The sequence below is a fragment of the Isoptericola cucumis genome (assembly GCF_014635665.1).
In the GTDB taxonomy this organism is placed as follows: domain Bacteria; phylum Actinomycetota; class Actinomycetes; order Actinomycetales; family Cellulomonadaceae; genus Isoptericola; species Isoptericola cucumis.
The window spans coordinates 68,852-91,256 of sequence record NZ_BMDG01000007.1 but is presented as its reverse complement, the minus strand read 5'-3'; the positions used below and the strand labels follow the sequence as shown (position 1 = coordinate 91,256).

The following is a 22,405-nucleotide window of genomic DNA, read 5'->3' as shown; positions in this document are numbered from 1 at the left end:
GGTGTGAGCGTGAACACCGACGCCACCTCCACCCCGGCCGGCCCCGGCCACGTCCCGTCGACCGCGCCCGGAACGCCCCCGCCGTCGGGCGCCCAGCACCGTATCGCCTCCGGCGGACACCGAGCCACGATCGCCGAGGTCGGCGCGATGGTGCGCGAGTACTCCGTGGACGGTCGTGACGTCTTCGTGCCGTTCCGCGAGGACGAGGCCGCGCCGGTCTTCAACGCCGCCGTGCTGCTGCCCTGGCCGAACCGCCTGCGCGACGGCGTCTACACCGCGGACGGCACCCGGCACCAGGTCGCGGTGAGCGAGCCCGACCGCGGGACCGCCCTGCACGGCCTGGCCTGCTGGTACCGGTGGGAGGCCGTGGAGGTGGCCGACGACGCCGTGACGCTCGAGCTCGCGCTGCCGGCGCAGAAGGGATGGCCGTTCCAGCTGGTATCCCGCGTCACTTACCGCCTCTCGGCCGCCGGCCTGGAGGTCGTGGTGCGCACCCGCAACGTGGGCGCGGGCACCGCGCCGTACGGGATCGGCTTCCACCCGTGGCTGTCGACGGGCGGCGCCGCCCTGGACGACTGCACCGTCAGCCTCGACGCCACGACGCACGTCACCGTCGACGACCGGCTGCTGCCCACGGGCACCGAGCCCGTCGCGGGCCCCTACGACCTGCGGGAGACCCGCAGCATGGCCGGCCTGGACCTCGACGACGCCTGGGTCGGCGCGACGCGGGACGCCGGCGGCCTCGCGTGGGCACGGCTCGGCTGCCCCGACGGGCGCACCGTGGCCGTGTGGATGGACGAGACGATGGACTGCTGGCAGGTCTGCTCGGCCGACCACATCGCCGGCCACGAGCGGTTCGGCCTGGCCGCCGAGCCGATGAGCTGCGTGGCCGACGCGTTCAACACGGGCGACGACCTCGTCCGGCTTGCCCCGGGCGACGAGCACACCGTGCGCTGGGGTGCGACGATCCTCTGAGCGGCCCTGGGCACCCGCCGGGCGCCGGGACGACACCTCCCGACGGCCCGGCGTGGGAGACGCGGCGGCGGGCCGCCGTGGCCCCACAATGGCCGCGCAACGGCCGCGGACCGCGGGCGGCGGACGAGGATAGGGACGGTGAGGGATCGGTGACCCAGCCGGAGGTGCGCATCTGCGTCGTCGGTGACGAGCTCAGCGTGGGGGTCGGCGACGCCAGGGCGCTCGGCTGGACGGGCCGCGTCATGGCGCGCACCCGGTTCGAGCAGCCGGCGATGGCGTTCACCCTCGCCGTGCCCGGCGAGACGACGTCGGCGCTCGGCGCCCGCTGGCAGGCGGAGACGGAGAGCCGGTTCGGCCCGGAGGCCACCTGCGACAACCGCCTCGTGGTCGCGCTGGGCCGGCACGACGTCGACTCGGGCCTGTCCGTCGCGCGGTCGCGGCTGAACCTGGCGAACGTGCTCGACGTCGCCGAGACGAGCCGGATCCCGTCGTTCGTCGTCGGGCCGCCGCCCGGGCGCGAGGAGGACGGCACCCGGATCGCCGAGCTCTCCGCCGCCTTCGCCGACGTCGCCGCCCGCCGCCGCGTGCCCTACGTGGACACGTACACGCCGCTGGCGCAGCACGAGCAGTGGCTGGCGGACCTCGCGACGAACGGCAACACCTACCCGGGCCAGGCCGGGTACGGGCTCATGGCGTGGCTGGTGCTGCACACCGGGTGGCACGCCTGGCTGGGGCTGCCGTCCGACGAGTGACGGGTCAGCCCACGGCCACGCCGGCCCGCTCCGCCAGGCCGCGGACGTAGGAGGCCTGCCCGACGTGCTGCAGGTCGTCGGCCACCACGCTCACGAGACGGACGCCGAGGGTGACCGGTGGGTCCCACGCGGTGTCGACGACGCGCTCGAGGTCGTCGCCGGACAGCGTCGCCACGAACGCCAGGCTGGCCGCGTGGACGTCGTCGACGTACCCGCGCAGCAGGTCCGCCCCCGGGCGGACCAGGGCGACCTCGTCGGGCGTGTGCCCGTACCCCGTGTCCGACGGGTCGAGCGGGAGCGCGAAGCGGTCGGCCCACCCGCCCGCCGTCCAGCGCTGGGGCGTGCCCGCGACGTCGGCGACGTGGTCGTCCTGCACGCGCGCCAGGTGCCACAGGAGCCACGCGACGGAGTTCGCGTCCGGGTCCGGCCGGTAGGCCAGCAGCTCCGGCGTGGCCCCGTCGAGCACGCGCCGGGCCTCCCCGGCGACACGGTCGAAGGCGTCGGTCAGCAGGGTGACGTGCGGTGTGGCGGCGGGCACGAGGGCTCCTCCCGGTCAGCGACGGTCGATGGTCACGTGGGCGTTGGTGACGGTGGCGGAGAGGTAGGCGGCGGCCGCGCCCTCGGCCGGCGGCTCCGTGTGGTCCACGACGAGGGTCGCGCCGCTGCTGGGCAGCACGGACCCGTCGAGCACGACCTGGCCCGACGCGCCGCGCACCTTGACGTTCACGGGCGTGCCGGCCGGCAGCCGGACGTCGAGGGCACCGGACACGGTCCGGGCGGTGATCATGGGGCTCGCCGAGAGGGCGGACACGGTGACCGCGCCCGACACGGTGGTGAGCGACACCCGGCCGAGCGTCCCGGCGAGGGACACGCGCCCGGACACCACCGACGCGCTGAGGTCCCCCGTGTGGTCGGACGCGGCGACGTCGCCCGAGACCGTCTTGACCGACATCGGGCCCGTGGTGCCCGACGTCCGGACCGCGCCGGTGGCGGTGCGCACGGCGACCCGCCGGCTGCCGGAGACCTCGACGTCCGCGTCGACGGTGCCGGCGTCGACGGCCACGTCCGGCGGCACGACGACCCGCACTACGGCCCGCTCGCCTTGCCGCGGGCTCTTGACGCGCGCCACGACCGAGTCGAACCACGAGCTCTCGTACCCGATGCGCAGCCGGTCGCCGTCGCGCGACACCTGCAGCGGCTTCTCGGAGAGCTCGAGCACCTCGACCCGGGCACCGGTGGCCGCCGGGTCGGCGACCACCTCGGCGCGCCCGCCCTGCAGGCGCAGGTCCACCCCGGCGACTCCCTCGACCTCGATCGTCTGCGGGGCGGCGACCGCCCACGACTCCGTGCTCATGCGGCTCCTCGTGCGAACTGTGCGATCTGGCGCGGCCTCGGGCCGCGGCGCCCGGACCTGCCGCCGGGCCTCGTGTCCCACCCTGCCAGAAACCGTCCCGCCGGAGGATCGGGGAGATCCCGGATCTCCGGGCGGGACCGTGCGCGAGGTGCCGTGTGGGAAGATGGGGGCGACCCCCGTCCACATCGTGAGGAGACCATCATGAGCAAGCGCGGTCGCAAGCGCCGTAGCCGCAAGGGCAACGCCGCGAACCACGGCAAGCGTCCCAACGCCTGACGCTGCCCTCGCCGAGACCAGCTCTCGGCGAGACGACGAAGGGACGGACCGCACAGGGTGCGGTCCGTCCCTTCGTCGTCTCGGGGGGCAGGCGCCGGCTCAGCGGCTCAGGATCGTGAGCTGCTCGTGGATGCGCACCCGCAGCGCGTCGGGCGCCCGCTCGGCGCACGAGCGCCGCACGAGCTGCTTCACGAGCTCCTCGACGCTCAGCTCCGCCAGGCACGGCGAGCAGTGCGCCACGTGCGCGCGCATGCGCCGCTCGTCCTCGGGGGTCATCTCCGAGTCGAGGTACTCGTTGAGATGCACGAGCGCGTGCTCGCACTCGGTCTCCCCCTCGGCCTGCTCGTGCGGGATCGGGGTGATCGGATCGGTCATGACGTTCCTCCACGGGCAGCGACCAGCCCACGCTTCGTGGCGTAGTCGGCGAGCAGCTCGCGCAGCTGGCGACGACCACGATGCAGCCGGGACATCACCGTCCCGATCGGCGTACCCATGATCTCGGCGATCTCCTTGTAGGGGAACCCCTCGACGTCGGCGTAGTACACGACCATGCGCCGGTCCTCGGGGAGCTCTTGCAGCGCGCGCTTGACGTCGGAGTCGGGCAGGCGGTCGAGCGCCTCGGCCTCGGCCGAGCGCAGCCCCTGCGACGTGTGCGACGCCGCCCGTGCGATCTGCCAGTCCTCGATATCCTCGGCCTGGGACTGCTTGGGCTCGCGCTGCTTCTTGCGGTAGTTGTTGATGAACGTGTTGGTGAGGATCCGGTACAGCCACGCCTTGAGGTTGGTGCCGGGCTTGTACTGGTGGAACGCGGCGAACGCCTTCGCGAACGTCTCCTGGACCAGGTCCTCGGCGTCGGCGGGGTTGCGCGTCATCCGCAGCGCCGCCGAGTAGAGCTGGTCGAGATACTGCAGGGCGTCACGCTCGAAGCGGGCCGCGCGCGCGTTCGCCGTCTCTTCCTCCGGGGCGCGCTCGGTGTCCTCGGGGATCTCCACGGCTGCCGTGTCGTCCGCCTGGTCGTGCATGGTCCCGTGGGAACCGTCCGGGGCTGGCGCGCCCGTCGGGTCCAGGTTCTGGGTCATCACCGTCGAGCCTAGTCGAGCCACCGAGGCTGGTCCTCCGATCCACGAGGTGTGCGGTGCTGCGGGGCCGAGCAGCGTCTCGGCCGCGGGGACGTCGGTCGCGTGCGCCGCGAGCGCCGGGACGCCGAAGAGCCGCACCTCGCCAGCGCGCGCGTCGGCACGACCGTCGGTGCGGGTCTGTTCGGGCAGGACGGCGGTCGCTGCCGGGGTGCTGGGCTCCACGGGGTGTGCAACCGCGACGGGACGCCCGGAATTCCCGGCGGACGCCCGGCCGGCCGGGGGCCCGCCTGGTGCCGGTCGGCGGCCGGTCAGCTCGCCTCGGCGCAGGAGAACCGCCGCCGGTAGGCCAGCGGGCTGGTGCCGAGGTGCCGGGCGAAATGGTGCCGCAGCACGGCCGCCGTGCCGAAGCCGACGAGGTGCGCGATCTCGTCGACGGGCGCCTCGGTGCTCTCGAGCAGCTCCTGAGCGCGCGCCACGCGCTGCCGGGCGAGCCAGGCCGCCGGCGTCGTGCCGGTCTCCTGCCGGAACCGGCGCGCGATGGTGCGCTCGGACATCGCCGCCCGCCGCGCGAGCCGGGACACCGTGTGCTCGGCCGCCAGGTGCTCGCGCATCCACGCGAGCAGCCCCGCGAGCGACTCGCCCTCGCGCGGCAGCGGGTCGACGACGAACTGGGCCTGTCCGCCCTCGCGCTGGGGCGGCACCACCATGCGGCGGGCGACGTGGCGGGCCGCGTCGGCGCCCAGCTCGGTGCGCACCAGGTGCAGGGCCGCGTCGATGCCGGCCCCCGTGCCCGCGCTGGTGAGGATCCGGCCGTCCTGCGCGAACAGCACCCCGGCGTCCACGTCGGCGGCGGGGGCGAGCTCGGCCAGCCGGTCGGTGTACATCCAGTGCGTCGTGCAGCGCCGGCCGTCGAGCAGGCCGGCGTGCGCGAGCGCGAACGCGCCGGAGCAGATGGCGAACAGCCAGGCGCCGCGCGCGTGCGCGCGCCGCAGCGCGTCGAGCAGCTCGTGCGGCGGGGCGCCGTCGTCGTCCTCGATCCCGTAGGCGACGACCACGACGACGTCGGCGTCGTCGGTCGCCTCGAGACCCGCGTCGACCACCACCGGGAACCCGCCCTTGGTGGGCACGGGGCCGGGCCGCGGCGTGCAGAGCGTGAAGTCGAACGACGGCCCGCCCGTGTCCCGGCGGTCGATGCCGAAGACCTCGTAGGCCACCCCGAGCTCGAACGGCGCCGCGCCCGGGACGACGACGGCCGCCACCTTCTGGATCATGCGACCAGCGTCGCACGGACTCGGCAGGATGTCGACGCTACATGGCACTTCTGCCACTCGTGGCAGAAGTGCCATGCGCGAATCATTACTGCCATGGAACTCCTCGTCGTCCTCGCGATCCTCACCGTCGTCTCGCTCGTCGCGCTCCCCCGCGTCGTCCGACAGGACGGGCTCGGCACGCGCACTCCCCCGCGCTCCCACCGTGACTGGTGGGAGTGACTGGTGGGAGTGACCGGCCGGAATGACCGGTCCGCGGTACGCGGAGCGAACGCTGGCGCCCACCGCGAGTCCCCGCGCGACGCTCGCGGCCCTCTGCCACAGTGGGTCCATGCTGCTGCGTCGTATCGCCAGGCCCCTGCTGGCCGCCCCGTTCGTGTACGACGGCGTGCAGGCCGCGCTCCACCCGGCCGAGCACGTCGAGGCCGCGCGCGACGGCGCGGCCCTGGTCACCGACACCGTGGGCACCGAGCCCCTGAGCGACACCCAGCTGTCGCTCCTCGTGCGGGTCCACGGCGCGGCGACCGCCGTCGCCGGCCTGCTCCTCGCCGTCGGCCGCACCCCCCGCTCGGCGGCGCTGGCCCTCGCCGCGCTCACCGCCCCGCTGGCCGTCGCGCACCAGCCGTTCACCAGCCGCGGGGCCGAACGCAGCCTCAAGACCGCCGCCTTCGTCAAGGACCTCGGCAAGGTCGGGGCGGCGGTCGTCGCCGGCATCGACCTCGAGGGCCGCCCCGGCCTCACCTACCGCGTGCAGGCCGCGCGCGCGAAGGCGTCGCGCGAGCTCGAGCACGCCAAGGGCCGCGGGGCGCGCGAGCTGAAGCACGCCAAGGGCGCCGCCACCCACCAGCTCGAGCATGCCAGGGCCGCCGCCGAGCGCGAGCTGCACCGCGTCGCCGACTGATCGACAGGGCGACCGGGCGAGCGACGACGAGACCCGCCGTCGCCGACCACGGGCCGTGAACTAGCCTCGGGGGCATGAGCGCAGCCGTCCCGCCGCACCCGCAGCCCGCCGCCGACCCGGGGGTCGGTGACGCCTGGCCCGCCCCCGTCGCCACCGGGGCGCTGGACGCGACGGTCGAGGTCCCGGGCAGCAAGTCGCTGACCAACCGCCTGCTCGTGCTGGCCGCCCTCGCCGACGGCCCCGGGACGCTGCGCGGCGCCCTGCGCTCCCGCGACGCCGACCTCATGATCGCGTCGCTGCGCGACCTCGGCGTCGCCGTCACCGAGGGCGACGACCCCGCCACCCTGCACGTCACGCCCGGCCCGCTGCGCGGGGGCACCCGGGTCGACACCGGCCTGGCGGGGACGGTCATGCGCTTCCTGCCGCCGGTCGCCGCGCTCGCCGACGGCCCGGTGCACTTCGACGGCGACCCCCAGGCACGCGTGCGCCCCATGGGCCCGGTGCTCGCGGCGCTGCACACCCTCGGCATCAGGGTGACCGACGACGGCCAGGCCCCCGCCGGCCGGCTGCCCACCCACCTGCCGTTCACGGTGCACGGCACCGGCCGCGTCGGCGGTGGCGCCGTGGACGTCGACGCCTCCGCGTCGTCGCAGTTCGTCTCGGGCCTGCTGCTGGCCGCCGCCCGGTACGAGCGCGGGCTGACCCTGCGCCACGTGGGCAGCACCCTGCCCAGCGTCCCGCACATCGAGATGACGGTCGCCACCCTGCGCGACGCGGGCGTCCGGGTCGACGACTCGCGCAGCGGCATCTGGCAGGTCGCGCCGGGGCCCGTCGCCGCGCGGGACGTCCGCGTCGAGCCGGACCTGTCGAACGCGGCGCCGTTCCTCGCGGCCGCGCTCGTCGCCGGCGGCACCGTGCGCGTGCCCGGCTGGCCGGCGTCGACCACCCAGCCGGGCGCCCTCGTCCCGCAGCTGCTGGAGCGCATGGGCGCCGTGACGACGACCGAGCCCGGCGCCGACGGCGACGTCCTGGTCGTGACCGGCTCCGGGGAGATCCACGGGGTCGACGTCGACCTGCGCGCGGCGGGCGAGCTCGCCCCGACCTTCGCCGCCCTCGCGGCGCTCGCGGACTCCCCCACCCGGCTGCGCGGCATCGCGCACCTGCGCGGCCACGAGACCGACCGGCTGGCCGCGCTGGCCACCGAGATCACCCGCATGGGCGGCCGGTGCGAGGAGACGCGCGACGGCCTCGTCATCACGCCGCAGCCGCTGCACGGCTCCGTCTTCCGCACCTACGCCGACCACCGCATGGCCACCTCGGGCGCGCTCCTCGGCCTGCGGGTGCCGGGCGTCCGGGTCGAGGACGTCGCGACCACCGCGAAGACCCTCCCGGGGTTCGACGCCATGTGGGAGCGCATGCTCGGCGTCGCCGGCGGCCCGGGGGCAGCGGCCTGATGGCGCGGGCCCGCGACGAGCACGCCCGGTTCGCCCGCCCGTCGAAGCGCGGCTCGCGGCCGCGCACCAAGCAGCGGCCCGAGCACGCGGACGCGGTCACGGGCCAGGTCGTGGGCGTCGACCGGGGCCGCTACCAGCTCGTCGTCGACGACGGCTCCCCCCACGAGCGCACGGTCGTCGCGATGAAGGCCCGGGAGCTGACCCGCACCCGCGTCGTCGTCGGCGACCGGGTGGACGTCGTCGGCGACACCACGGGCGACGCCGGCACGCTGGGGCGGATCGTGCGCATCCAGGAACGCACCTCGGTGCTGCGCCGCACCGCCGACGACACGGACCCCTACGAGCGGATCGTCGTCGCGAACGCCGACCAGCTCGTCGTCGTGACCGCCCTCGCCCAGCCCGAGCCCCGCACCGGCATGATCGACCGCTGCGTCGTCGCCGCGTACGACGCACGCATGGACGTGCTGCTGTGCCTCACCAAGGCCGACCTCGCCCCGGCCGACGACCTGCGCGCGCTGTACGAGCCGATCGGCGTCGACGTCGTCGTCACCCGTAGCGACGACCCGGCGTCCGTCGAAACCGTGCGCGAGCGCCTGCTCGGCCGCTCGTCGGTGCTCGTCGGCCACTCCGGGGTCGGCAAGTCCACGCTGATCAACGCGCTGGTGCCCGAGGCGCGGCGGGCGACCGGCATCGTCAACGATGTCACCGGCCGCGGCCGGCACACCTCGACGTCGGCGGTCGCGCTGCGGCTGCCCGTGGGCCCGGCGGCCGACGACACGGAGCACGACGGCTGGGTCATCGATACCCCCGGGGTGCGCTCGTTCGGGCTCGCGCACGTGGAGACGGCCCACCTGCTCGCCGCGTTCGAGGACCTGGGCGCCGTGGCCGCCGCCTGCCCCCGCGGGTGCACGCACCTCGCCGACTCGCCGGACTGCGCGCTCGACGACTGGGTGGACGACGCGCCCGACGACGACGCCCGCGCGGCGCGGTCGGCCCGGCTGGCGTCGTTCCGGCGCCTGCTCACGGCACGCAGCGCCTCGGACTGACCCCCGCGCGCCTGGTCACCGCTCGCGGCCGGGGACCGCTAGCGTGTGAGGCGTGTCCCATACCCAGCCGACTCCCAGCCCCACCAGCGGACCCGCGCGCACGTACGAGGACGACCTGCGCCTGGCCCACGTCATCGCCGACCAGGTGGACGCCATCACCATGTCCCGGTTCCGTGCGGTCGACCTGCACGTGGAGCGCAAGCCCGACGACACGCCGGTCTCCGACGCCGACCGGTCCGCGGAGGAGTTCATCCGCGCCCAGCTGCACCGGGCGCGCACCCGCGACGCCATCGTCGGCGAGGAGTACGGCTCGGCGGGCAGCGGGGCGCGGCGCTGGATCATCGACCCGATCGACGGCACCAAGAACTTCGTGCGCGGCGTCCCCGTGTGGGCCACGCTGATCGCGCTCGCCGACGGCGAGGACGTCGTCATGGGCCTCGTCTCGGCGCCCGCGCTGGGCCGGCGCTGGTGGGCCGCGAAGGGCTCGGGCGCGTGGACCGGGAAGTCGCTCGCCTCGGCCAGCCGGATGTCGGTGTCCGGGGTGTCGTCGCTGTCGGACGCCTCGTTCTCGTACTCGTCGCTGTCCGGGTGGGAGGAGCGGGACAAGCTCAACGGCTTCCTCGACCTCACCCGGCAGTGCGCGCGCACCCGCGGGTACGGGGACTTCTGGTCCTACATGCTCGTCGCCGAGGGCGCCGCCGACCTCGCGGCCGAGCCCGAGCTCGAGGTGTACGACATGGCGGCGCTCGCGCCCATCGTCACCGAGGCCGGCGGCCGGTTCACCTCGCTCGACGGCGAGAAGGGCCCGTGGGGCGGCAACGCGCTCGCGACCAACGGCCACCTGCACGACGCCACCCTGGTCTACCTCGGCTGACCCCTCAGGGGCGCGGGATCTCGCCGATCTCGGTGGGGTCGTACCAGAGCAGGTCCCGGTCGGTGACCCGCTCCAGCGCGGCGTCGAGCGCGTCGTCCTGGTCGTCGGGGCCGTCCGCGGCGGTGAGCACCGCGCGCACGTCGGCCGCCGCCTCGGGCTCGTCCACGTGGACGGCCACGATCTCGACGCCGGGCACCGCGGCGGCCTCGACGGCGCTCTCGGCCGTGTCGGCGCCGGGCTCGGCCCGGGCCGGGGTCACGACGCCGTCCGGCACGTCCAGCGAGACCACGGCCCGCAGCGGCACCGCGGCGGGTCGTGCGGCGACGAGCGCGAGCGAGTCGTCGGCGGCCGCGAGGAACGCCGCGTACTCGTGCCCCTCGTCGTCGTCCTCGGGGTAGGCCGCCGCGAGGGCCGGGGTGACGGCGTGCACGACGCGGGCCGGGAGGTCCCACCGCGCTCCCCCCGCGGTGACGGCGGCACCGGTGAGCTCGTCGAGGGTGGCTGGCACGTAGATGCGCATGGGCACAGTCTGCCGTGCGACGGCGCCGACGGCCGCACGGCGGCGCGCCGTCAGCCGCCGACGGTGGCGGCGGCCCGCGCGGAGCCGGCTCCCGCGGACCCGGGCTCGCGCGCGAGGCCGCGCACCCGGTCGGCGAGGGCTGCGACCGCCTCGCGCGCGGGCGAGCCCGGGGCGTGCTCCGCGAGGGTGCGGCCCACCAGGACGGCGGCGTCGAGCGACGTCGGGTCGTCCGGCACGACGGACAGGTCGTCGACGCCCGCGTACCGGGCGAGGGCGTCGCGCACCGCGGCCTCGGGCTGCGGCCCGACGGCCGACGCGCGCACCCGGTTGGCGACGACGACACGCGGTGCGGCGACCGGGACCGGCACCTCGGCGAGGTCCTCCAGGCCCCGCACGAGGCGCTGGATGCCGACCGGGTCGGCCGCGCCGACGACGACCACGACGTCGGCGGCCTCCAGCGCGGCGAGCGTGGCCGCGTTCCGCTGCGGAGCGTGGGTGTCGTACATCAGCAGCTCGTCGGCCTCGAGCAGCGGCCCGCAGTCGACCACGGTCCAGTCCGCCAGCTCACGAGCGCGCTCGAACACGACCTCCAGCGCGGAGGCGGACAGCTCCGGCCAGCGGGCGGCGCGCGTGATGCCGGTGAGCACCCGCATCGAGCCCGCGACGACCGGGCTGTGCCGGGCCAGCGTGGGCAGGTCGAGGGTGCCCTGGCTCGCGGCGCGTGCCGCCGCCGCGAGCCCGGGGGCGTCGTCGAGGAGCCCGAGCCGTGCCGCGACCGACGACCCGTACGTGTCGGCGTCCACGAGGAGGGCGGGCCCGGCCTCGTGACCCGACCCCTGATCAGCACCGTGACCGGGCCCGCGCCCCGCCCCGTGCCGGCGACGGCCGCGCCGGGCGGACCGTGCCCCGAGCCCGGCGAGGGCCGCCGCGAGCTCGACCGCCGTCGTGGTGCGGCCGGGCGCGCCCACGGGGCCCCACACCGCCACGACGCGGCCGTGGCGCCCGCCCGGCACCGTGCCGTCGTCAGAGTCGTCGTCGGCGGCGGAGCCGGGGGCCGGGCCGTCGTCCGCGGCCGGTCCGGCGTCGCGCCCGCCGCGCCCGAGGAGCATCCCCGCCTCCGGCTCGGCCACGGCGGACCGCCCGGGCCCGCCCGTCACGACGACGGTGGCCGCCTCGCGTACCGCGGCGACCAGGTGGGCCTCGTCGAAGCGTTCGACGACGACGTCCACGCCGACCGCCCGCAGCCGGTCGGCCGGCGACGCGGCGTCGCCCAGCACGACCACGCGGACGCCGTCGGCGTGCAGGCGGCCGACGGTGTCGCGGTCGAGGCCGGGCAGGTCCGCCGAGACGACGGCGACGGCGCCGGCCCCGGCGGCGGACGCGGCCAGCAGCTCCGCGACGTCGCCGCAGCGACGGGTGACGGTGATGCCGGACCCGGGCGCGCCCAGGGCGAGCACGACGTCGGTCTCGGCGGGCCCGCGCACCGCGCTCAGCACGGTCAGGCTCGCGGCCATCAGGCTCCGGCCCCCGCCTGGGGCACCACCGTGACGCTGCCCGGCGACGCCAGGGCCCGCAGCACGGCGGGCAGCTCGTCGGACGGCACGAGCACGTGCAGCGTGGCCCCGTCGGCCACGACCAGGCCGCCGTCCGAGGTGTCGACCTGCTCGACGACGACGCCGCTCACGACGGAGGTGGGCTCGCCGGCCTCCTGGCCGCCGGCCGCCGCCTCGGGCACCGACCAGAGGTCCACGACGGCGCCCGGCCGGATCCGCTCGGAGACGCCGCGGTCGACGGGGACGGCGACGGACCGGACGTCGACGTCCGCCCCGGTGCCGAGCGCCGTCCGCGCGACGAGCTCGCCCTCGTCGACGACGCGCAGGGCGACGAGGTCCTCGGGGAGCGGCTCGTCGGCCCTCAGGTAGAGCTCGGTGCCGGAGCCGAGCCGCACGTCCACCGTGCGCAGCTGGTCGGCCTGGAGCGGCTCGCCGGGGGTGAGGGTGCCGTCGGCGGCGTAGACCGCGACGGTCTGTCCCGCGCTGGAGACGGCCCACGACCCCAGCGCCACCGAGGCGGCGACGATGACGACGCCGACGACGAGGCGCGGGTCGCGCCACGTGGGGCGACGCAGGCGCGGGGCGGCCGGTGCGGGCAGGTGGTCGGTGCTCACGGACGTCCTCCGGAGGATCGGTGCTGACGCGGCGCGTCGTCGCGCCGGACAACTATCATCCGTGATCCGCAGAGTGCTTCCGACCACCGCTGTGGACAACGACGGTCAACACGGACGACGCCTGTGCCAGAATCTCGGTATGACCAGCCGGTTCCTGTCTCTCGCCGACGTGCAGGAGATGCTCAACATCTCGAGCACCCAGGCCTACTCCCTGGTGCGCTCGGGCGAGCTGCCGGCGATCCAGGTCGGGCCCAAGAAGGTGTGGCGGGTCGAGGCGAGCAAGCTCGAGGAGTACATCGAGCACCAGTACGCGCGCACCCGGGACCGGATCGCCTCGGGCGACCTCTGAGGGCCCTCACGCCTCGCTGACGCGCAGCACGGCCCCGAACGGCACCGTCCGCACGACGGGTCGCGCACGGTCGATCTCCTCGACGTCGAGGTGGTCCGACCCCACCCGGCCGATCCGCCCGGTCGACGCTCCCCCGGTCGTGCGGACGAGCACCCGCGCCCGGTCCCGCTGCAGCCCGCGCAGCACGTGCCCCAGGCCGAGCCGGTCGGTGCGGGCGCCGGACGGCACCGCCTGACGCCCCAGGCCGACCACCCCGGTGAGCGCGGCGCGCGGCACCAGGTGCTGGACGCGGCCGCGAGCCCCGTGGCCCTCCAGCAGGAGCCAGCCGTCGGCGACCCGCAGCAGCCGGCCCTCGATCCCCTCGCCGTCCGCGAGGTCGAGCCGGACCCCGCCGCCCACGACCGCCCGCAGCCGCTCCGTGAGCCCGATCGAGGCCTGCTCGGCGCGGGTGAGGTCGGCGACGGTGCCCTCGCGCTCGGCGGCCTCCTCGGCGGCGAACCGGGCCTCCAGGTCGGCGAAGAGCAGCTCCCACCGGGTCGGTGCGGCACCCATGCGGCCCTCATCTCTCGCTCGGCCCCGCCGGTCGGCGGACGCCCACAGCATGCCCGGGTAGACAACCCGGCACCAGTCCGCTTCAATATCCAGCACCAGAACACATCAACTGCTATCAACCGACATCATCGGAGATGATTCGGGATCGGCAGCGGGACGAAGGAGACCTGATGTCCAGCACGACGGGACACCGCGAGCACGGCACCGCCCGACTGGCGCTCGTCCTCCTGGCGGCGGCCGCGGTCGCCGCGGCGCTGGGGCACCGCGCCTGGCCCCTGCTCCCCGCCCGGCTCGAGGCCGTGCCCACGATCCCCGTCGACCGGGCGGTCGAGCTGGCGGTGCTCGCCGTCGGGTCCGTCGCGGCGACCTGGCTCGCCCTGAGCGCGCTGGTCGGGCTCCTCTACGTGGCGGCGGCCCGGCTGGGCCACCGGTGGCGGGCCGGCGAGGCGCTGCTCGACCGCGTGGCGCCCGCCCTCGTGCGCAGGCTCGCACGGTCCGCGGTCGGCATCGGGGTCGGCACGGGGCTCGCGCTCGCCCCCACGGCGGCGCTCGCGGCGGACGGCGGGGAGACGAGCCCCGACTCGGCGCCGGCCTCGGTCGTCCTCGACCTCGGGTGGCAGCCCGCGTCCGACGACGCCCCGCAGCCCGCGACGCCCGCGGCCCCCGCCGGCCCCGGCACCCACGTCGACGGAGCCGTCACGGCCGTGACCGACGCCGACACCGCGCCTCTCGACGGCACCCCCGACGCCGACGCGCGGCCCGACGCATCGCCGGACCGCCCCTCCACCGTGTCCCACGACGTCCTCTCCGCGGCGCGCGGCACCCCGCCGGACGACGGGACCCGCGTCGTGGTGCGCGGCGACACCCTCTGGGACATCGCGGCAGCGCAGCTCGGCGGCTCCCCCTCGGACGCCGACGTGCTGCGCGAGATGACCCGCTGGCACGACGCGAACCGCGACGTCCTCGGCGCCGACCCCGACCTCATCCTGCCCGGCCAGGTGCTGCGCACGCCCGGCTGACCTGCCGGAACTCTTCCGGCCGCCACCCCGCTGCCCCACCCGGTGCCCGACGACGCCGCACTCCCCGGAGGCCCTCATGACCACGACCGTCACCCCGACCACGACCGCGACCTCCCCGTCGACCGTCCCGTCGACCCTGCCGCCGTCCGCGGCCCCGGCCCCGTCCTCGTCGACGACCGGCCGGCCTGCCGGCACCGCGCCGGACGCTCGGCCGACGCCTCGGCCGGACGCGCCCACCGCGGCGACGGCACCCGCGGTCGACGCGCCGCGCCCGCCCCGGGTGACCGGGGCACCGCGCCGGCAGGGACCGGCCGGCTACCCGCGCGCGGCGACGCGGCCCGGGGTGCGCAAGGTCCGCGTCGGCGCGCCGTCCGCCCGCCGCACGGTGGAGCTCGAGGACGAGCTCGAGCGCCCGTTGCGCGAGCAGCCTCCCGCGCCGCTGCCGGACCCCACCGCACAGTGCTGTGCGGTGGTGCGCGCCGCGGTCGAGGTGCTGCGGGGCGAGCGCCCGGCCGCCCAGCTGGCGCGGTGGGTCACGCCGCAGGTCCGCGACCAGCTGGTCGAGCGGGCCAGGCTCCTGCGCGAGCACGCCGCGGGCGGCACGGTCGCCGAGGGTGCGGGGAACCGCCCGGTGCTGGTGCGCCGGGTGCGCCTGGTCCGCCTCGGTGAGGACGTCGCGGAGGCCACCGTCGTCCTCGACGACGACGGCCGGGTCCGTGCGGCCGCCGTGCGGCTCGAGGCACGGCGCGGCACGTGGCGCGTCGCCGTCCTCGAGATCGGCTGACCGGGCCCGCCCGTCGGGGGCGGGCCCGGGAGGTCACTCGTTGATGCCGTGGCAGACCTTGTACTTCTTGCCGGACCCGCACGGGCACTGCGCGTTGCGCGGGGTGCCCGGGAACGTCCGGCCGTCGCTCTCGACGGAGGCGGCCTCGCCGTGCAGGGCCCGGCGGGCGCGGCGCGAGTCGCCGCCGGCGACCGTCGTCGACCCGTCCTCGCTCGGCGCCGAGTACTGCAGGTTCTGCGGCGGCCGGGGCGTCTCCAGCCCCTTGGCGACCAGGACCGGCTCGTCCTGCTCGACCGGCGCGCCGGCGGCCTCGGGCTCCGCCTCGGCGGTGCGGGGCTCCTGCGGCGCGTCCGCGGTCGTACCGCCGAACGCGGCGGGGACCTCGGGCGCGGCCGGCGCGTCCGCGACGGGCGCCGCGTCGGCGGGCACCGCGCCCCCGACCGCGGCGGGGGCCGTGCCCGCCCGGGCCGACCCGCCCACCACCTGGCCGGCGGCCGACTGCGCCGCCGCTGCCGCGCCCGCGGTGGAGATCGCCGGGCCGCCGCCGGGCGCGCCGCCCTGCTGGACCTGGACCTCCAGGTTGAACAGGAAGCCGACCGACTCCTCCTTGATGGCCTCGGTCATGGCCTGGAAGAGCTGGAAGCCCTCCCGCTGGTACTCCACGAGCGGGTCGCGCTGCGCCATCGCGCGCAGGCCGATGCCCTCCTTGAGGTAGTCCATCTCGTAGAGGTGCTCGCGCCACTTGCGGTCGAGCACCGACAGCACGACGCGGCGCTCGAGCTGGCGCATCGCGGTCTCGCCGAGGGACTCCTCCCGGGCCTCGTAGGCCACGCGTGCGTCGGACAGCAGCTCCGCGAGGATCATCTCGTGGCTCAGGCGACCGACGCCGCCGGCCTCCTCGACCACGTCGTCGGGCGTGATCGTCACCGGGTACACCGACTTCAGCGCCGTCCAGAGCCCGTCGAGGTCCCAGGACTCCGGGTTGCCCTGGCCGGTCGCGCCGTCGACGTAGGCGGTGACGACGTCGGTGAGGAAGTGCTGCACCTGCTCGGCGAGGTCCTCGCCCTCGAGCACGCGCTTGCGCTCGGAGTAGATGACGGAGCGCTGGCGGGCCAGCACGTCGTCGTACTTGAGCACGTTCTTGCGGATCTCGAAGTTGCGCGCCTCGACCTGCGACTGCGCGCTCTGGATGCCGCGCGTCACCATCTTCGACTCGAGCGGCATGTCGTCCGGGAAGCCGGCGCGGTCCATCATCGACGACGCCATGCCCGAGTTGAACAGGCGCATCAGGTCGTCCTGCATGGACAGGTAGAAGCGGGACTCGCCCGGGTCGCCCTGACGGCCGGAGCGGCCGCGGAGCTGGTTGTCGATGCGGCGCGACTCGTGACGCTCCGTGCCCAGCACGTACAGCCCGCCGAGGTCGACGACCTCCGCGTGCTCGGCGGCGACCGACTCCTCGGCCTTGGCCAGCACCTCGGGCCAGGCGGCCTCGTAGGCCTCCGGGTCCTCGGCGGCGTCGAGCCCGCGCTCGGCCATCGCGGCCACGGCGGTGAACTCGGCGTTGCCGCCCAGCATGATGTCGGTACCGCGGCCGGCCATGTTGGTCGCGACGGTGACGGCGCCCTTGCGCCCCGCCTGGGCCACGACCGCCGCCTCCTTCTCGTGCTCCTTGGCGTTGAGCACGCTGTGCGGCACGCCGGCCTTCTTCAGGAGCCCCGAGAGCAGCTCGGACTTCTCGACGCTCGTGGTGCCGACGAGGACCGGCTGGCCCTTCGCGTGCCGCTCCACGATGTCGTCGACGACCGCGCCGAACTTGCCGTCCTCGTTCTTGTACACGAGGTCGGCCTGGTCCATGCGGATCATCGGCTTGTTCGTCGGGATCGGGACGACGCCCAGCTTGTAGGTGCCCTGGAACTCGGCTGCCTCGGTCTCGGCCGTACCGGTCATGCCGGCGAGCTTGTCGTACAGGCGGAAGTAGTTCTGCAGCGTGATCGTGGCGAGCGTCTGGTTCTCGGCCTTGATCTGCACGCCCTCCTTGGCCTCGATGGCCTGGTGCATGCCCTCGTTGTAGCGGCGACCGGCGAGGATACGGCCGGTGTGCTCGTCGACGATCATGACCTCGCCGTTGAGGACGACGTAGTCCTTGTCCCGCTTGAACAGCTCCTTCGCCTTGATGGCGTTGTTGAGGAAGCCGATGAGCGGGGTGTTGAGCGACTCGTAGAGGTTGTCGATGCCGAGGTAGTCCTCGACCTTCTCGATGCCGGGCTCGAGCACGCCGACCGTCTTCTTCTTCTCGTCGACCTCGTAGTCCCGCTCGACCTCGAGACGCCGCACCACCTTCGCGAACTCCGTGTACCAGCGGTTCGCGTCGCCCGACGAGGGGCCGGAGATGATGAGCGGCGTGCGGGCCTCGTCGATGAGGATCGAGTCCACCTCGTCGACGATGGCGAAGTGGTGGCCGCGCTGCACGAGGTCGTCGGGCGACCACGCCATGTTGTCGCGCAGGTAGTCGAAGCCGAACTCGTTGTTGGTGCCGTACGTGATGTCGGCCGCGTACTGCCTGCGACGCTCGTCGGGGGCCTGGCCGGAGACGATGACGCCGGTGGTCATGCCGAGGAACCGGTAGACGCGGCCCATGAGGTCGCCCTGGTACTTCGCGAGGAAGTCGTTGGTCGTGATGACGTGCACGCCCTTGCCCTCGAGGGCGTTGAGGTACGCCGCCGTGGTGGCCACCAGGGTCTTGCCCTCACCGGTCTTCATCTCGGCGATGTTGCCGAGGTGCAGCGCCGCGCCGCCCATGAGCTGGACGTCGAAGTGCCGCTGGCCGAGCGTGCGCCGCGCGGCCTCGCGGACGGCGGCGAACGCCTCCGGGAGCAGCTCGTCGAGGCTGGTGCCGTGGGCCAGCCGCTCCTTGAAGCGGTCCGTCTCCTCGTGCAGCTCGGTGTCGCTGAGGTCGGCGAAGCTCTCCTCGAGCCGGTTCACCTGCTGGGCCAGGTTCGTGAGCTTCTTGAGGATCCGGCCCTCGCCGATTCGCAGGACCTTCTCGAGGATCGCAGGCACGCAGTACTCCTGGGTCGGTGACGCCCCGGTGGTACCGGGACCGGACGGTGGCGGATCTGGCGGCGGGCGGTCTGACGACCGCACCGTGGGTCACACCCGCACATCCTAGGCCGCTCACCTGGACGCGGTGCTCAGGTTCGCGCCCGACGAACGACCCGGGGGCCCCCGACCGCGCGGGACGCGCAGGTCAGCGGCCCTCGGCCAGCTCCGTCACGGCCCGGTCCGCGAGCTCCGCCCCGGCCGCACCGTACAGGTGGAAGACCGCGTGGGCCCCGTGGCGGCGCAGCTCGTCGGCGTCCTCGTCGTAGCGCGCGATCGCGGCCACCCGGCCGTCGAACCCGGCCGCGCGCAGCCGGGCGAGGGCGATGAGGTTCGCCTTGTGGAACGGCATGGCGAGCACCGCCAGCCGCACGTGCCCGGCCCGCTTGACCCGCGCCCAGAACTCCCAGTCGGTCGCGTCGGCCCGGACCACCGCGATGCCGTCCTCCCGCAGGGTGGCCACGCGCGTCTGGTCGTGCTCGACGCCCATCACGTCCAGGCCGTGGGCGTCGCGCAGCTGGCGGTAGGTGGCCGAGCCGACCCGGCCCAGGCCGAGGACGACGGCGTCCACGTCGCCGATGTCGACCGGCCGGTCGTCGGGGTGCAGCCGTGCGGCGTCGCGGGCCGGCAGCAGCCGCGTGAGCCACCCGGCGATCTCGACGCCGCGGCGGTTGACCACGGCCGACACGACGAAGCTCGCCGCGACCGCGAGCGAGACGATCACCGTCCACTCCTCGTCGAGCAGCCCGCCGGTCACGCCGAAGGCGACCACGATGATGCCGAACTCCGAGTAGTTGCCGAGCGCGAGGCCCGCGAGGAACGACGTGCGGCGGCGCAGGCGCATCAGCCACAGCAGCCCGGCGTAGAGCCCGACCTGCAGCGGCAGCATCAGCAGGAGCAGCACGGCGAGGACGACGTCGACGGCGGCCGGGACGCCGTGCAGGCCGATCTGCAGGAAGAACGCGACGAGCGCGAGGTCCTTGACCGTCAGCAGCGAGCGCGACAGCTCGGTGGCGTGCGGGTGCCCGGCGAGCAGCGCGCCCATGACCAGCGCGCCCAGGTCGCCCGACAGCCCGGCGACCTCGAAGAGCCAGAACCCGGGCACCAGCGCCACGAACGCGCCGAACAGGGCCTGCAGCTCGCCGTGGCCCGCGCGGTCCCACACCCGCCGCAGGACCCACGCGCCGGGGACCAGCGCGACCAGCGCGAACGCCCACGGGCTCGGCGGCTCCCCGGTCGAGACGGCGAGGAACGCCACCGCGACGACGTCCTGCACCACCAGCACGCCGACGGCGATGCGCCCGTACAGCGCCGTCGCGTCCGAGCGGTCCTCGAGCACCTTCACGACGAACACCGTCGAGGAGAACGACAGGGCGAGGCCGACGAGGGCCAGCGACCCCACGGACTCGTCCGCGAGCAGCCCGATCCCGACGACGGCGAGCAGCCCGAGGAAGCCCACGGCGACCGCCACGCTCACCACCAGGTGCACGAGCGTGGTCAGCCAGATCTCCGGCCGCACCAGGGAGCGGACGTCGAGCTTGAGCCCGATGGCGAACAACAGCAGCGCGACACCGAGCTGGGCGACCAGCTCCAGCTCCGGCAGCTCCGGCGCGCCGGCCGCGCCGAGGGCGAACCCGGCGGCGAGGAAGCCCACGAGCGGCGGCAGCCGGACGAGCGTCGCCGCGAAGCCCCCGACCAGCGCGGCGGCGAGGTACAGCACGGCCGTGGCCATGGTCGCTCCTGACCCTCGGGGACGCGCTGATCCTACGAGTCCCGGGCGCGCCCGGCAGGTCAGGCGGCGCGCACGGCTCCGGCGAGGTCGGCCGCCAGGTCGCCCGCCGGCGCGACCGAGGTGGTGCCCAGGCCCAGCCAGCCGCCGAGCACGTCGAGCTCGGCGCCGAGCGCGGCCGCGGTGTCGGCGGTCGCGTGCGCGGTGGCGTGCGCCGCCTGCACCCGCAGCACACCCGCCTGCCGGTCGGCCTTGAGGTCGACCATCGCGGTGACGGCATCGCCCTCGAGGAACGGCAGGACGTAGTACCCGAGGGTGCGCTGGGGCGCGGGCACGTAGATCTCGATGCGGTAGTAGACGTCGAACAGCGCCTCGAGGCGGCGACGCTCCCACACCAGCGGGTCGAACGGGCTGAGCAGCGTGCGCGCCGTGGCCCGGCGCGGCAGCCGCGCGGCCCGGTGCCGGTACGTGCGCTCGGCCCAGCCCTCGACCTCCACCGGCTCCAGGGTGCCCTCCTCCACGAGTTCGGCGAGCGCGCGCTTGACGGCCGGCCCGCGCAGGCGGAAGTAGTCGGCGAAGCAGCGGGCCGTGCCGACGCCGTGCGCCCGCGCGCCGAGCTCGAGCAGGCGCCGCACCGCCTCGTCGTCGGGCACGGGGCCGGCGGCGCGGACGGCGGGCGGCAGCACCCGCTCCGGCAGGTCGTAGCAGCGCTCGAACGCGGAGTTGCGCCGCGCCGACATCACCTCGCCGGTGAAGAAGAGGAACTCGAGGCAGCGCTTCGCGACCGTCCAGTTCCACCCCCACTCCTCCCGCGAGCGGGGCGCGGTGCGGCCGGCGGCCTCGAGCTCGTCGTGGATCTCGCGGGCGGTCACCGGCCCCCGCTCGGCGACCATCCCGCGCACCAGGTCGACCTCGGCGGCGTGCGCCAGGGGCGCACCCGCGATCGCGCCCCACGCCTCGTCCTGGTAGCGGCGCCGGCGCCACTCGAGCAGCGGGTAGGTGGTGACCGGCACGAACGACGCCACGTGCGCCCAGGTCTCGACGAGCTTGCGCGGCGCGCTGCCCGACGCCCGGTCGAGCAGGCCGACGTCGTACGGCCCCAGCCGCGAGTACAGCGGGACGAGGTGCGCACGGGCGAGCACGTTCACCGAGTCGATCTGCAGCAGGTTGAGCCGGCTCACCTCGGCCGTCAGCCGGCGCATCGTGACCGGCCCCGCCGCGGCCGGGCGTGGGCGGTCGAGGCCTTGTGCCGCCAGCGCGATCCGGCGGGCCTGGGCGAGCGAGATCGAGTCCACGCGGCCATCCTGCCCGCCCCCACCGACAGCCAGGACGAGCCGCGGCGAACGAGCCGATCAGCGATTCTCCGCGACGAGAAGTCCACGGCACCGCGGGTGACCGACAGCAGACGAGCTGGTCGGGACCTGCGTCGCGGGGACGTATCCCTCCCGAAGTGGAGGGCGCCCTGGCGCCCGTGAACGCGTCCCCGCGACGAAGGTCCCGACCAGCTCGGACCGCGAGCCGACACGAGCCGGCGCGGCCTGTGAGGGTCAGACGAGCTCGGTGACGGGCTCGACCCCGTCGACCTGCGAGTCCAGCTCGATCACGCCGTACGTCCAGCCCTTGCGCCGGTAGACGGCGGCCGGACGGGCCGACTCCTTGTCGATGAAGAGGAAGAAGTCGTGGCCCACCATCTCCATCTGGTAGACCGCGTCGTCGATCGTCATCGGCTCGGCCCGGTGGAGCTTCTGGCGGATCACCACCGGAGAGTCCCCGAGCTGGTGCTCGACGGCGTCGCCGGGCTCCGTCAGGACGGCGGGCTCGGCTGCCGCGGCGGTCTCGGCCGCGACCTCCTCGTAGGGGCGGACATCGACGGCGGCCATGACGTCGTTCGCGCGGCGGCGGTGGTCCTTGCGCCGGTCGCGCGATCGCCGCAGTCGTTCGGAGAGCTTGTCGAGCGCCATGTCGAGGGCACCGAACCGGTCGTCCGCAGCCGCCTCGGCGCGGATGACGGGGCCCTTGTCCCGGACGGTGAGCTCCACCTTCTCGCGCACCTCGGACAGCCGCGGGTTGTTCTCGCGGGTGACCTCCACGTCCACGCGGCGAGCGTGGGGCGCGAGCTGGGTGACCTTGGTGAGCTTGTCCTCCACGTGACGGCGGAACCTGTCCGCCACCTCCGTGTGCCTGCCGACGACGACGATCTCCATCGT

24 protein-coding genes are annotated in these 22,405 nt (G+C 75.3%); 11 read left to right on the top strand and 13 right to left on the bottom strand.

What is annotated here, in order from left to right; genetic code table 11:
• Positions 1–9: 9 nt before the first annotated feature.
• Positions 10–975 carry an aldose 1-epimerase family protein gene (locus IEW03_RS11560; RefSeq protein WP_229737935.1) on the top strand — a complete coding sequence of 322 codons (966 nt, stop codon included), beginning with the start codon at positions 10–12 and terminating at the stop codon, positions 973–975.
• 149 nt (positions 976–1,124) lie between these two features.
• A complete protein-coding gene (locus IEW03_RS11555; RefSeq protein WP_188523840.1) occupies positions 1,125–1,727 on the top strand; it encodes a GDSL-type esterase/lipase family protein in 603 nt (200 codons plus the stop codon).
• Positions 1,728–1,731: 4 nt separating this feature from the next.
• Here IEW03_RS11555 and IEW03_RS11550 read toward each other — a convergent pair whose 3' ends face one another.
• On the bottom strand, positions 1,732–2,265 hold the full coding sequence (locus IEW03_RS11550) for a mycothiol transferase (protein WP_229737934.1): 534 nt from the start codon (positions 2,263–2,265) through the stop codon (positions 1,732–1,734).
• Positions 2,266–2,280: 15 nt separating this feature from the next.
• Positions 2,281–3,081, bottom strand: a complete 801-nt coding sequence (locus IEW03_RS11545) for a DUF4097 family beta strand repeat-containing protein (protein ID WP_188523839.1) — start codon at positions 3,079–3,081, stop codon at positions 2,281–2,283.
• A 201-nt stretch (positions 3,082–3,282) separates the two neighbouring features.
• Here IEW03_RS11545 and IEW03_RS20655 point away from each other — a divergent pair, with 201 nt between their 5' ends.
• Positions 3,283–3,357, top strand: coding sequence for a 50S ribosomal protein bL37 (locus IEW03_RS20655; RefSeq protein ID WP_099052597.1), 75 nt, complete (start codon positions 3,283–3,285; stop codon positions 3,355–3,357).
• Between the two features lie 99 nt (positions 3,358–3,456).
• On the opposite strand, the gene rsrA is transcribed toward IEW03_RS20655, so the two are convergent.
• The 3 genes from rsrA to IEW03_RS11530 form a co-directional block, all read right to left on the bottom strand.
• Entirely contained in the window at positions 3,457–3,732 is a 276-nt protein-coding gene (gene rsrA, locus IEW03_RS11540; protein WP_188523838.1) for a mycothiol system anti-sigma-R factor, read from the bottom strand.
• Complete coding sequence (locus IEW03_RS11535; RefSeq protein ID WP_308808210.1) at positions 3,729–4,436, bottom strand: sigma-70 family RNA polymerase sigma factor; 708 nt, start codon at positions 4,434–4,436, stop codon at positions 3,729–3,731. Before IEW03_RS11535 ends, rsrA begins: the two co-directional genes overlap by 4 nt.
• A 308-nt stretch (positions 4,437–4,744) precedes the next feature.
• Positions 4,745–5,707, bottom strand: coding sequence for a helix-turn-helix domain-containing protein (locus tag IEW03_RS11530; protein ID WP_188523837.1), 963 nt, complete (start codon positions 5,705–5,707; stop codon positions 4,745–4,747).
• 93 nt (positions 5,708–5,800) lie between these two features.
• Between IEW03_RS11530 and IEW03_RS11525 the strand changes: the two genes are divergently transcribed.
• The 5 genes from IEW03_RS11525 (at position 5,801) to hisN (ending at position 9,979) form a co-directional block, all read left to right on the top strand.
• Positions 5,801–5,926 carry a type II secretion system protein gene (locus IEW03_RS11525; protein ID WP_188523836.1) on the top strand — a complete coding sequence of 42 codons (126 nt, stop codon included), beginning with the start codon at positions 5,801–5,803 and terminating at the stop codon, positions 5,924–5,926.
• Positions 5,927–6,035: 109 nt separating this feature from the next.
• Positions 6,036–6,605 carry a DoxX family membrane protein gene (locus IEW03_RS11520; protein ID WP_188523835.1) on the top strand — a complete coding sequence of 190 codons (570 nt, stop codon included), beginning with the start codon at positions 6,036–6,038 and terminating at the stop codon, positions 6,603–6,605.
• Positions 6,606–6,679: 74 nt separating this feature from the next.
• Entirely contained in the window at positions 6,680–8,059 is a 1,380-nt protein-coding gene (gene aroA, locus IEW03_RS11515) for a 3-phosphoshikimate 1-carboxyvinyltransferase (RefSeq protein WP_188523834.1), read from the top strand.
• A complete protein-coding gene (gene rsgA, locus IEW03_RS11510) occupies positions 8,059–9,105 on the top strand; it encodes a ribosome small subunit-dependent GTPase A (RefSeq protein WP_188523833.1) in 1,047 nt (348 codons plus the stop codon). Before aroA ends, rsgA begins: the two co-directional genes overlap by 1 nt.
• Before the next feature lie 52 nt (positions 9,106–9,157).
• Positions 9,158–9,979 carry a histidinol-phosphatase gene (hisN, locus tag IEW03_RS11505; protein ID WP_188523832.1) on the top strand — a complete coding sequence of 274 codons (822 nt, stop codon included), beginning with the start codon at positions 9,158–9,160 and terminating at the stop codon, positions 9,977–9,979.
• 4 nt (positions 9,980–9,983) lie between these two features.
• On the opposite strand, the gene IEW03_RS11500 is transcribed toward hisN, so the two are convergent.
• Genes IEW03_RS11500 through IEW03_RS11490 form a run of 3 tightly spaced genes read right to left on the bottom strand, consistent with a single transcriptional unit; the run spans position 9,984 to position 12,666 of the window.
• Positions 9,984–10,499, bottom strand: coding sequence for a DUF6912 family protein (locus IEW03_RS11500; protein ID WP_188523831.1), 516 nt, complete (start codon positions 10,497–10,499; stop codon positions 9,984–9,986).
• A 50-nt stretch (positions 10,500–10,549) separates the two neighbouring features.
• On the bottom strand, positions 10,550–12,013 hold the full coding sequence (locus IEW03_RS11495) for a CpaE/TadZ family protein (RefSeq protein WP_188523830.1): 1,464 nt from the start codon (positions 12,011–12,013) through the stop codon (positions 10,550–10,552).
• Positions 12,013–12,666: a CpaB family protein gene (locus IEW03_RS11490; RefSeq protein ID WP_188523829.1), complete on the bottom strand. Its 654-nt coding sequence runs from the start codon at positions 12,664–12,666 to the stop codon at positions 12,013–12,015. The genes IEW03_RS11495 and IEW03_RS11490 overlap by 1 nt, the downstream gene beginning before the upstream one ends.
• A 139-nt stretch (positions 12,667–12,805) precedes the next feature.
• On the opposite strand from IEW03_RS11490, the gene IEW03_RS11485 reads away from it, so the two are divergent.
• Positions 12,806–13,015, top strand: a complete 210-nt coding sequence (locus tag IEW03_RS11485) for a helix-turn-helix domain-containing protein (protein ID WP_188523828.1) — start codon at positions 12,806–12,808, stop codon at positions 13,013–13,015.
• A 6-nt stretch (positions 13,016–13,021) separates the two neighbouring features.
• Here IEW03_RS11485 and IEW03_RS11480 read toward each other — a convergent pair whose 3' ends face one another.
• On the bottom strand, positions 13,022–13,567 hold the full coding sequence (locus IEW03_RS11480; RefSeq protein ID WP_188523827.1) for a hypothetical protein: 546 nt from the start codon (positions 13,565–13,567) through the stop codon (positions 13,022–13,024).
• 170 nt (positions 13,568–13,737) lie between these two features.
• Here IEW03_RS11480 and IEW03_RS11475 point away from each other — a divergent pair, with 170 nt between their 5' ends.
• A complete protein-coding gene (locus IEW03_RS11475; RefSeq protein ID WP_188523826.1) occupies positions 13,738–14,586 on the top strand; it encodes a LysM peptidoglycan-binding domain-containing protein in 849 nt (282 codons plus the stop codon).
• Between the two features lie 76 nt (positions 14,587–14,662).
• Entirely contained in the window at positions 14,663–15,370 is a 708-nt protein-coding gene (locus tag IEW03_RS20420; RefSeq protein ID WP_229737933.1) for an Rv3235 family protein, read from the top strand.
• A gap of 33 nt (positions 15,371–15,403) precedes the next feature.
• On the opposite strand, the gene secA is transcribed toward IEW03_RS20420, so the two are convergent.
• The 4 genes from secA to hpf all read right to left on the bottom strand — a co-directional run bounded on the left by secA (position 15,404) and on the right by hpf (position 22,402).
• Positions 15,404–18,430 (bottom strand): preprotein translocase subunit SecA, encoded by a 3,027-nt coding sequence (gene secA / locus IEW03_RS11465; RefSeq protein WP_188523825.1) that lies wholly within the window; start codon positions 18,428–18,430, stop codon positions 15,404–15,406.
• A 187-nt stretch (positions 18,431–18,617) separates the two neighbouring features.
• Positions 18,618–20,201 carry a cation:proton antiporter domain-containing protein gene (locus IEW03_RS11460; protein WP_188523824.1) on the bottom strand — a complete coding sequence of 528 codons (1,584 nt, stop codon included), beginning with the start codon at positions 20,199–20,201 and terminating at the stop codon, positions 18,618–18,620.
• Positions 20,202–20,260: 59 nt separating this feature from the next.
• The gene (locus tag IEW03_RS11455; protein ID WP_188523823.1) at positions 20,261–21,493 is read right to left on the bottom strand and encodes a winged helix-turn-helix domain-containing protein; all 1,233 of its coding nucleotides are present in this window, start codon (positions 21,491–21,493) and stop codon (positions 20,261–20,263) included.
• Positions 21,494–21,745: 252 nt separating this feature from the next.
• Positions 21,746–22,402, bottom strand: a complete 657-nt coding sequence (gene hpf / locus IEW03_RS11450) for a ribosome hibernation-promoting factor, HPF/YfiA family (protein ID WP_188523822.1) — start codon at positions 22,400–22,402, stop codon at positions 21,746–21,748.
• Positions 22,403–22,405: the final 3 nt, after the last annotated feature.

Coding starts and splice junctions, on each gene's coding strand:
- IEW03_RS11545 (WP_188523839.1), bottom strand. CDS start 3,081: ATGAGCACGGAGTCGTGGGCGGTCGCCGCCCCGCAGACGATCGAGGTC.
- rsrA (WP_188523838.1), bottom strand. CDS start 3,732: ATGACCGATCCGATCACCCCGATCCCGCACGAGCAGGCCGAGGGGGAG.
- IEW03_RS11535 (WP_308808210.1), bottom strand. CDS start 4,436: ATGACCCAGAACCTGGACCCGACGGGCGCGCCAGCCCCGGACGGTTCC.
- IEW03_RS11530 (WP_188523837.1), bottom strand. CDS start 5,707: ATGATCCAGAAGGTGGCGGCCGTCGTCGTCCCGGGCGCGGCGCCGTTC.
- IEW03_RS11525 (WP_188523836.1), top strand. CDS start 5,801: ATGGAACTCCTCGTCGTCCTCGCGATCCTCACCGTCGTCTCGCTCGTC.
- IEW03_RS11520 (WP_188523835.1), top strand. CDS start 6,036: ATGCTGCTGCGTCGTATCGCCAGGCCCCTGCTGGCCGCCCCGTTCGTG.
- aroA (WP_188523834.1), top strand. CDS start 6,680: ATGAGCGCAGCCGTCCCGCCGCACCCGCAGCCCGCCGCCGACCCGGGG.
- rsgA (WP_188523833.1), top strand. CDS start 8,059: ATGGCGCGGGCCCGCGACGAGCACGCCCGGTTCGCCCGCCCGTCGAAG.
- IEW03_RS11500 (WP_188523831.1), bottom strand. CDS start 10,499: ATGCGCATCTACGTGCCAGCCACCCTCGACGAGCTCACCGGTGCCGCC.
- IEW03_RS11495 (WP_188523830.1), bottom strand. CDS start 12,013: ATGGCCGCGAGCCTGACCGTGCTGAGCGCGGTGCGCGGGCCCGCCGAG.
- IEW03_RS11485 (WP_188523828.1), top strand. CDS start 12,806: ATGACCAGCCGGTTCCTGTCTCTCGCCGACGTGCAGGAGATGCTCAAC.
- IEW03_RS11480 (WP_188523827.1), bottom strand. CDS start 13,567: ATGGGTGCCGCACCGACCCGGTGGGAGCTGCTCTTCGCCGACCTGGAG.
- IEW03_RS11475 (WP_188523826.1), top strand. CDS start 13,738: ATGTCCAGCACGACGGGACACCGCGAGCACGGCACCGCCCGACTGGCG.
- IEW03_RS20420 (WP_229737933.1), top strand. CDS start 14,663: ATGACCACGACCGTCACCCCGACCACGACCGCGACCTCCCCGTCGACC.
- IEW03_RS11460 (WP_188523824.1), bottom strand. CDS start 20,201: ATGGCCACGGCCGTGCTGTACCTCGCCGCCGCGCTGGTCGGGGGCTTC.
- hpf (WP_188523822.1), bottom strand. CDS start 22,402: ATGGAGATCGTCGTCGTCGGCAGGCACACGGAGGTGGCGGACAGGTTC.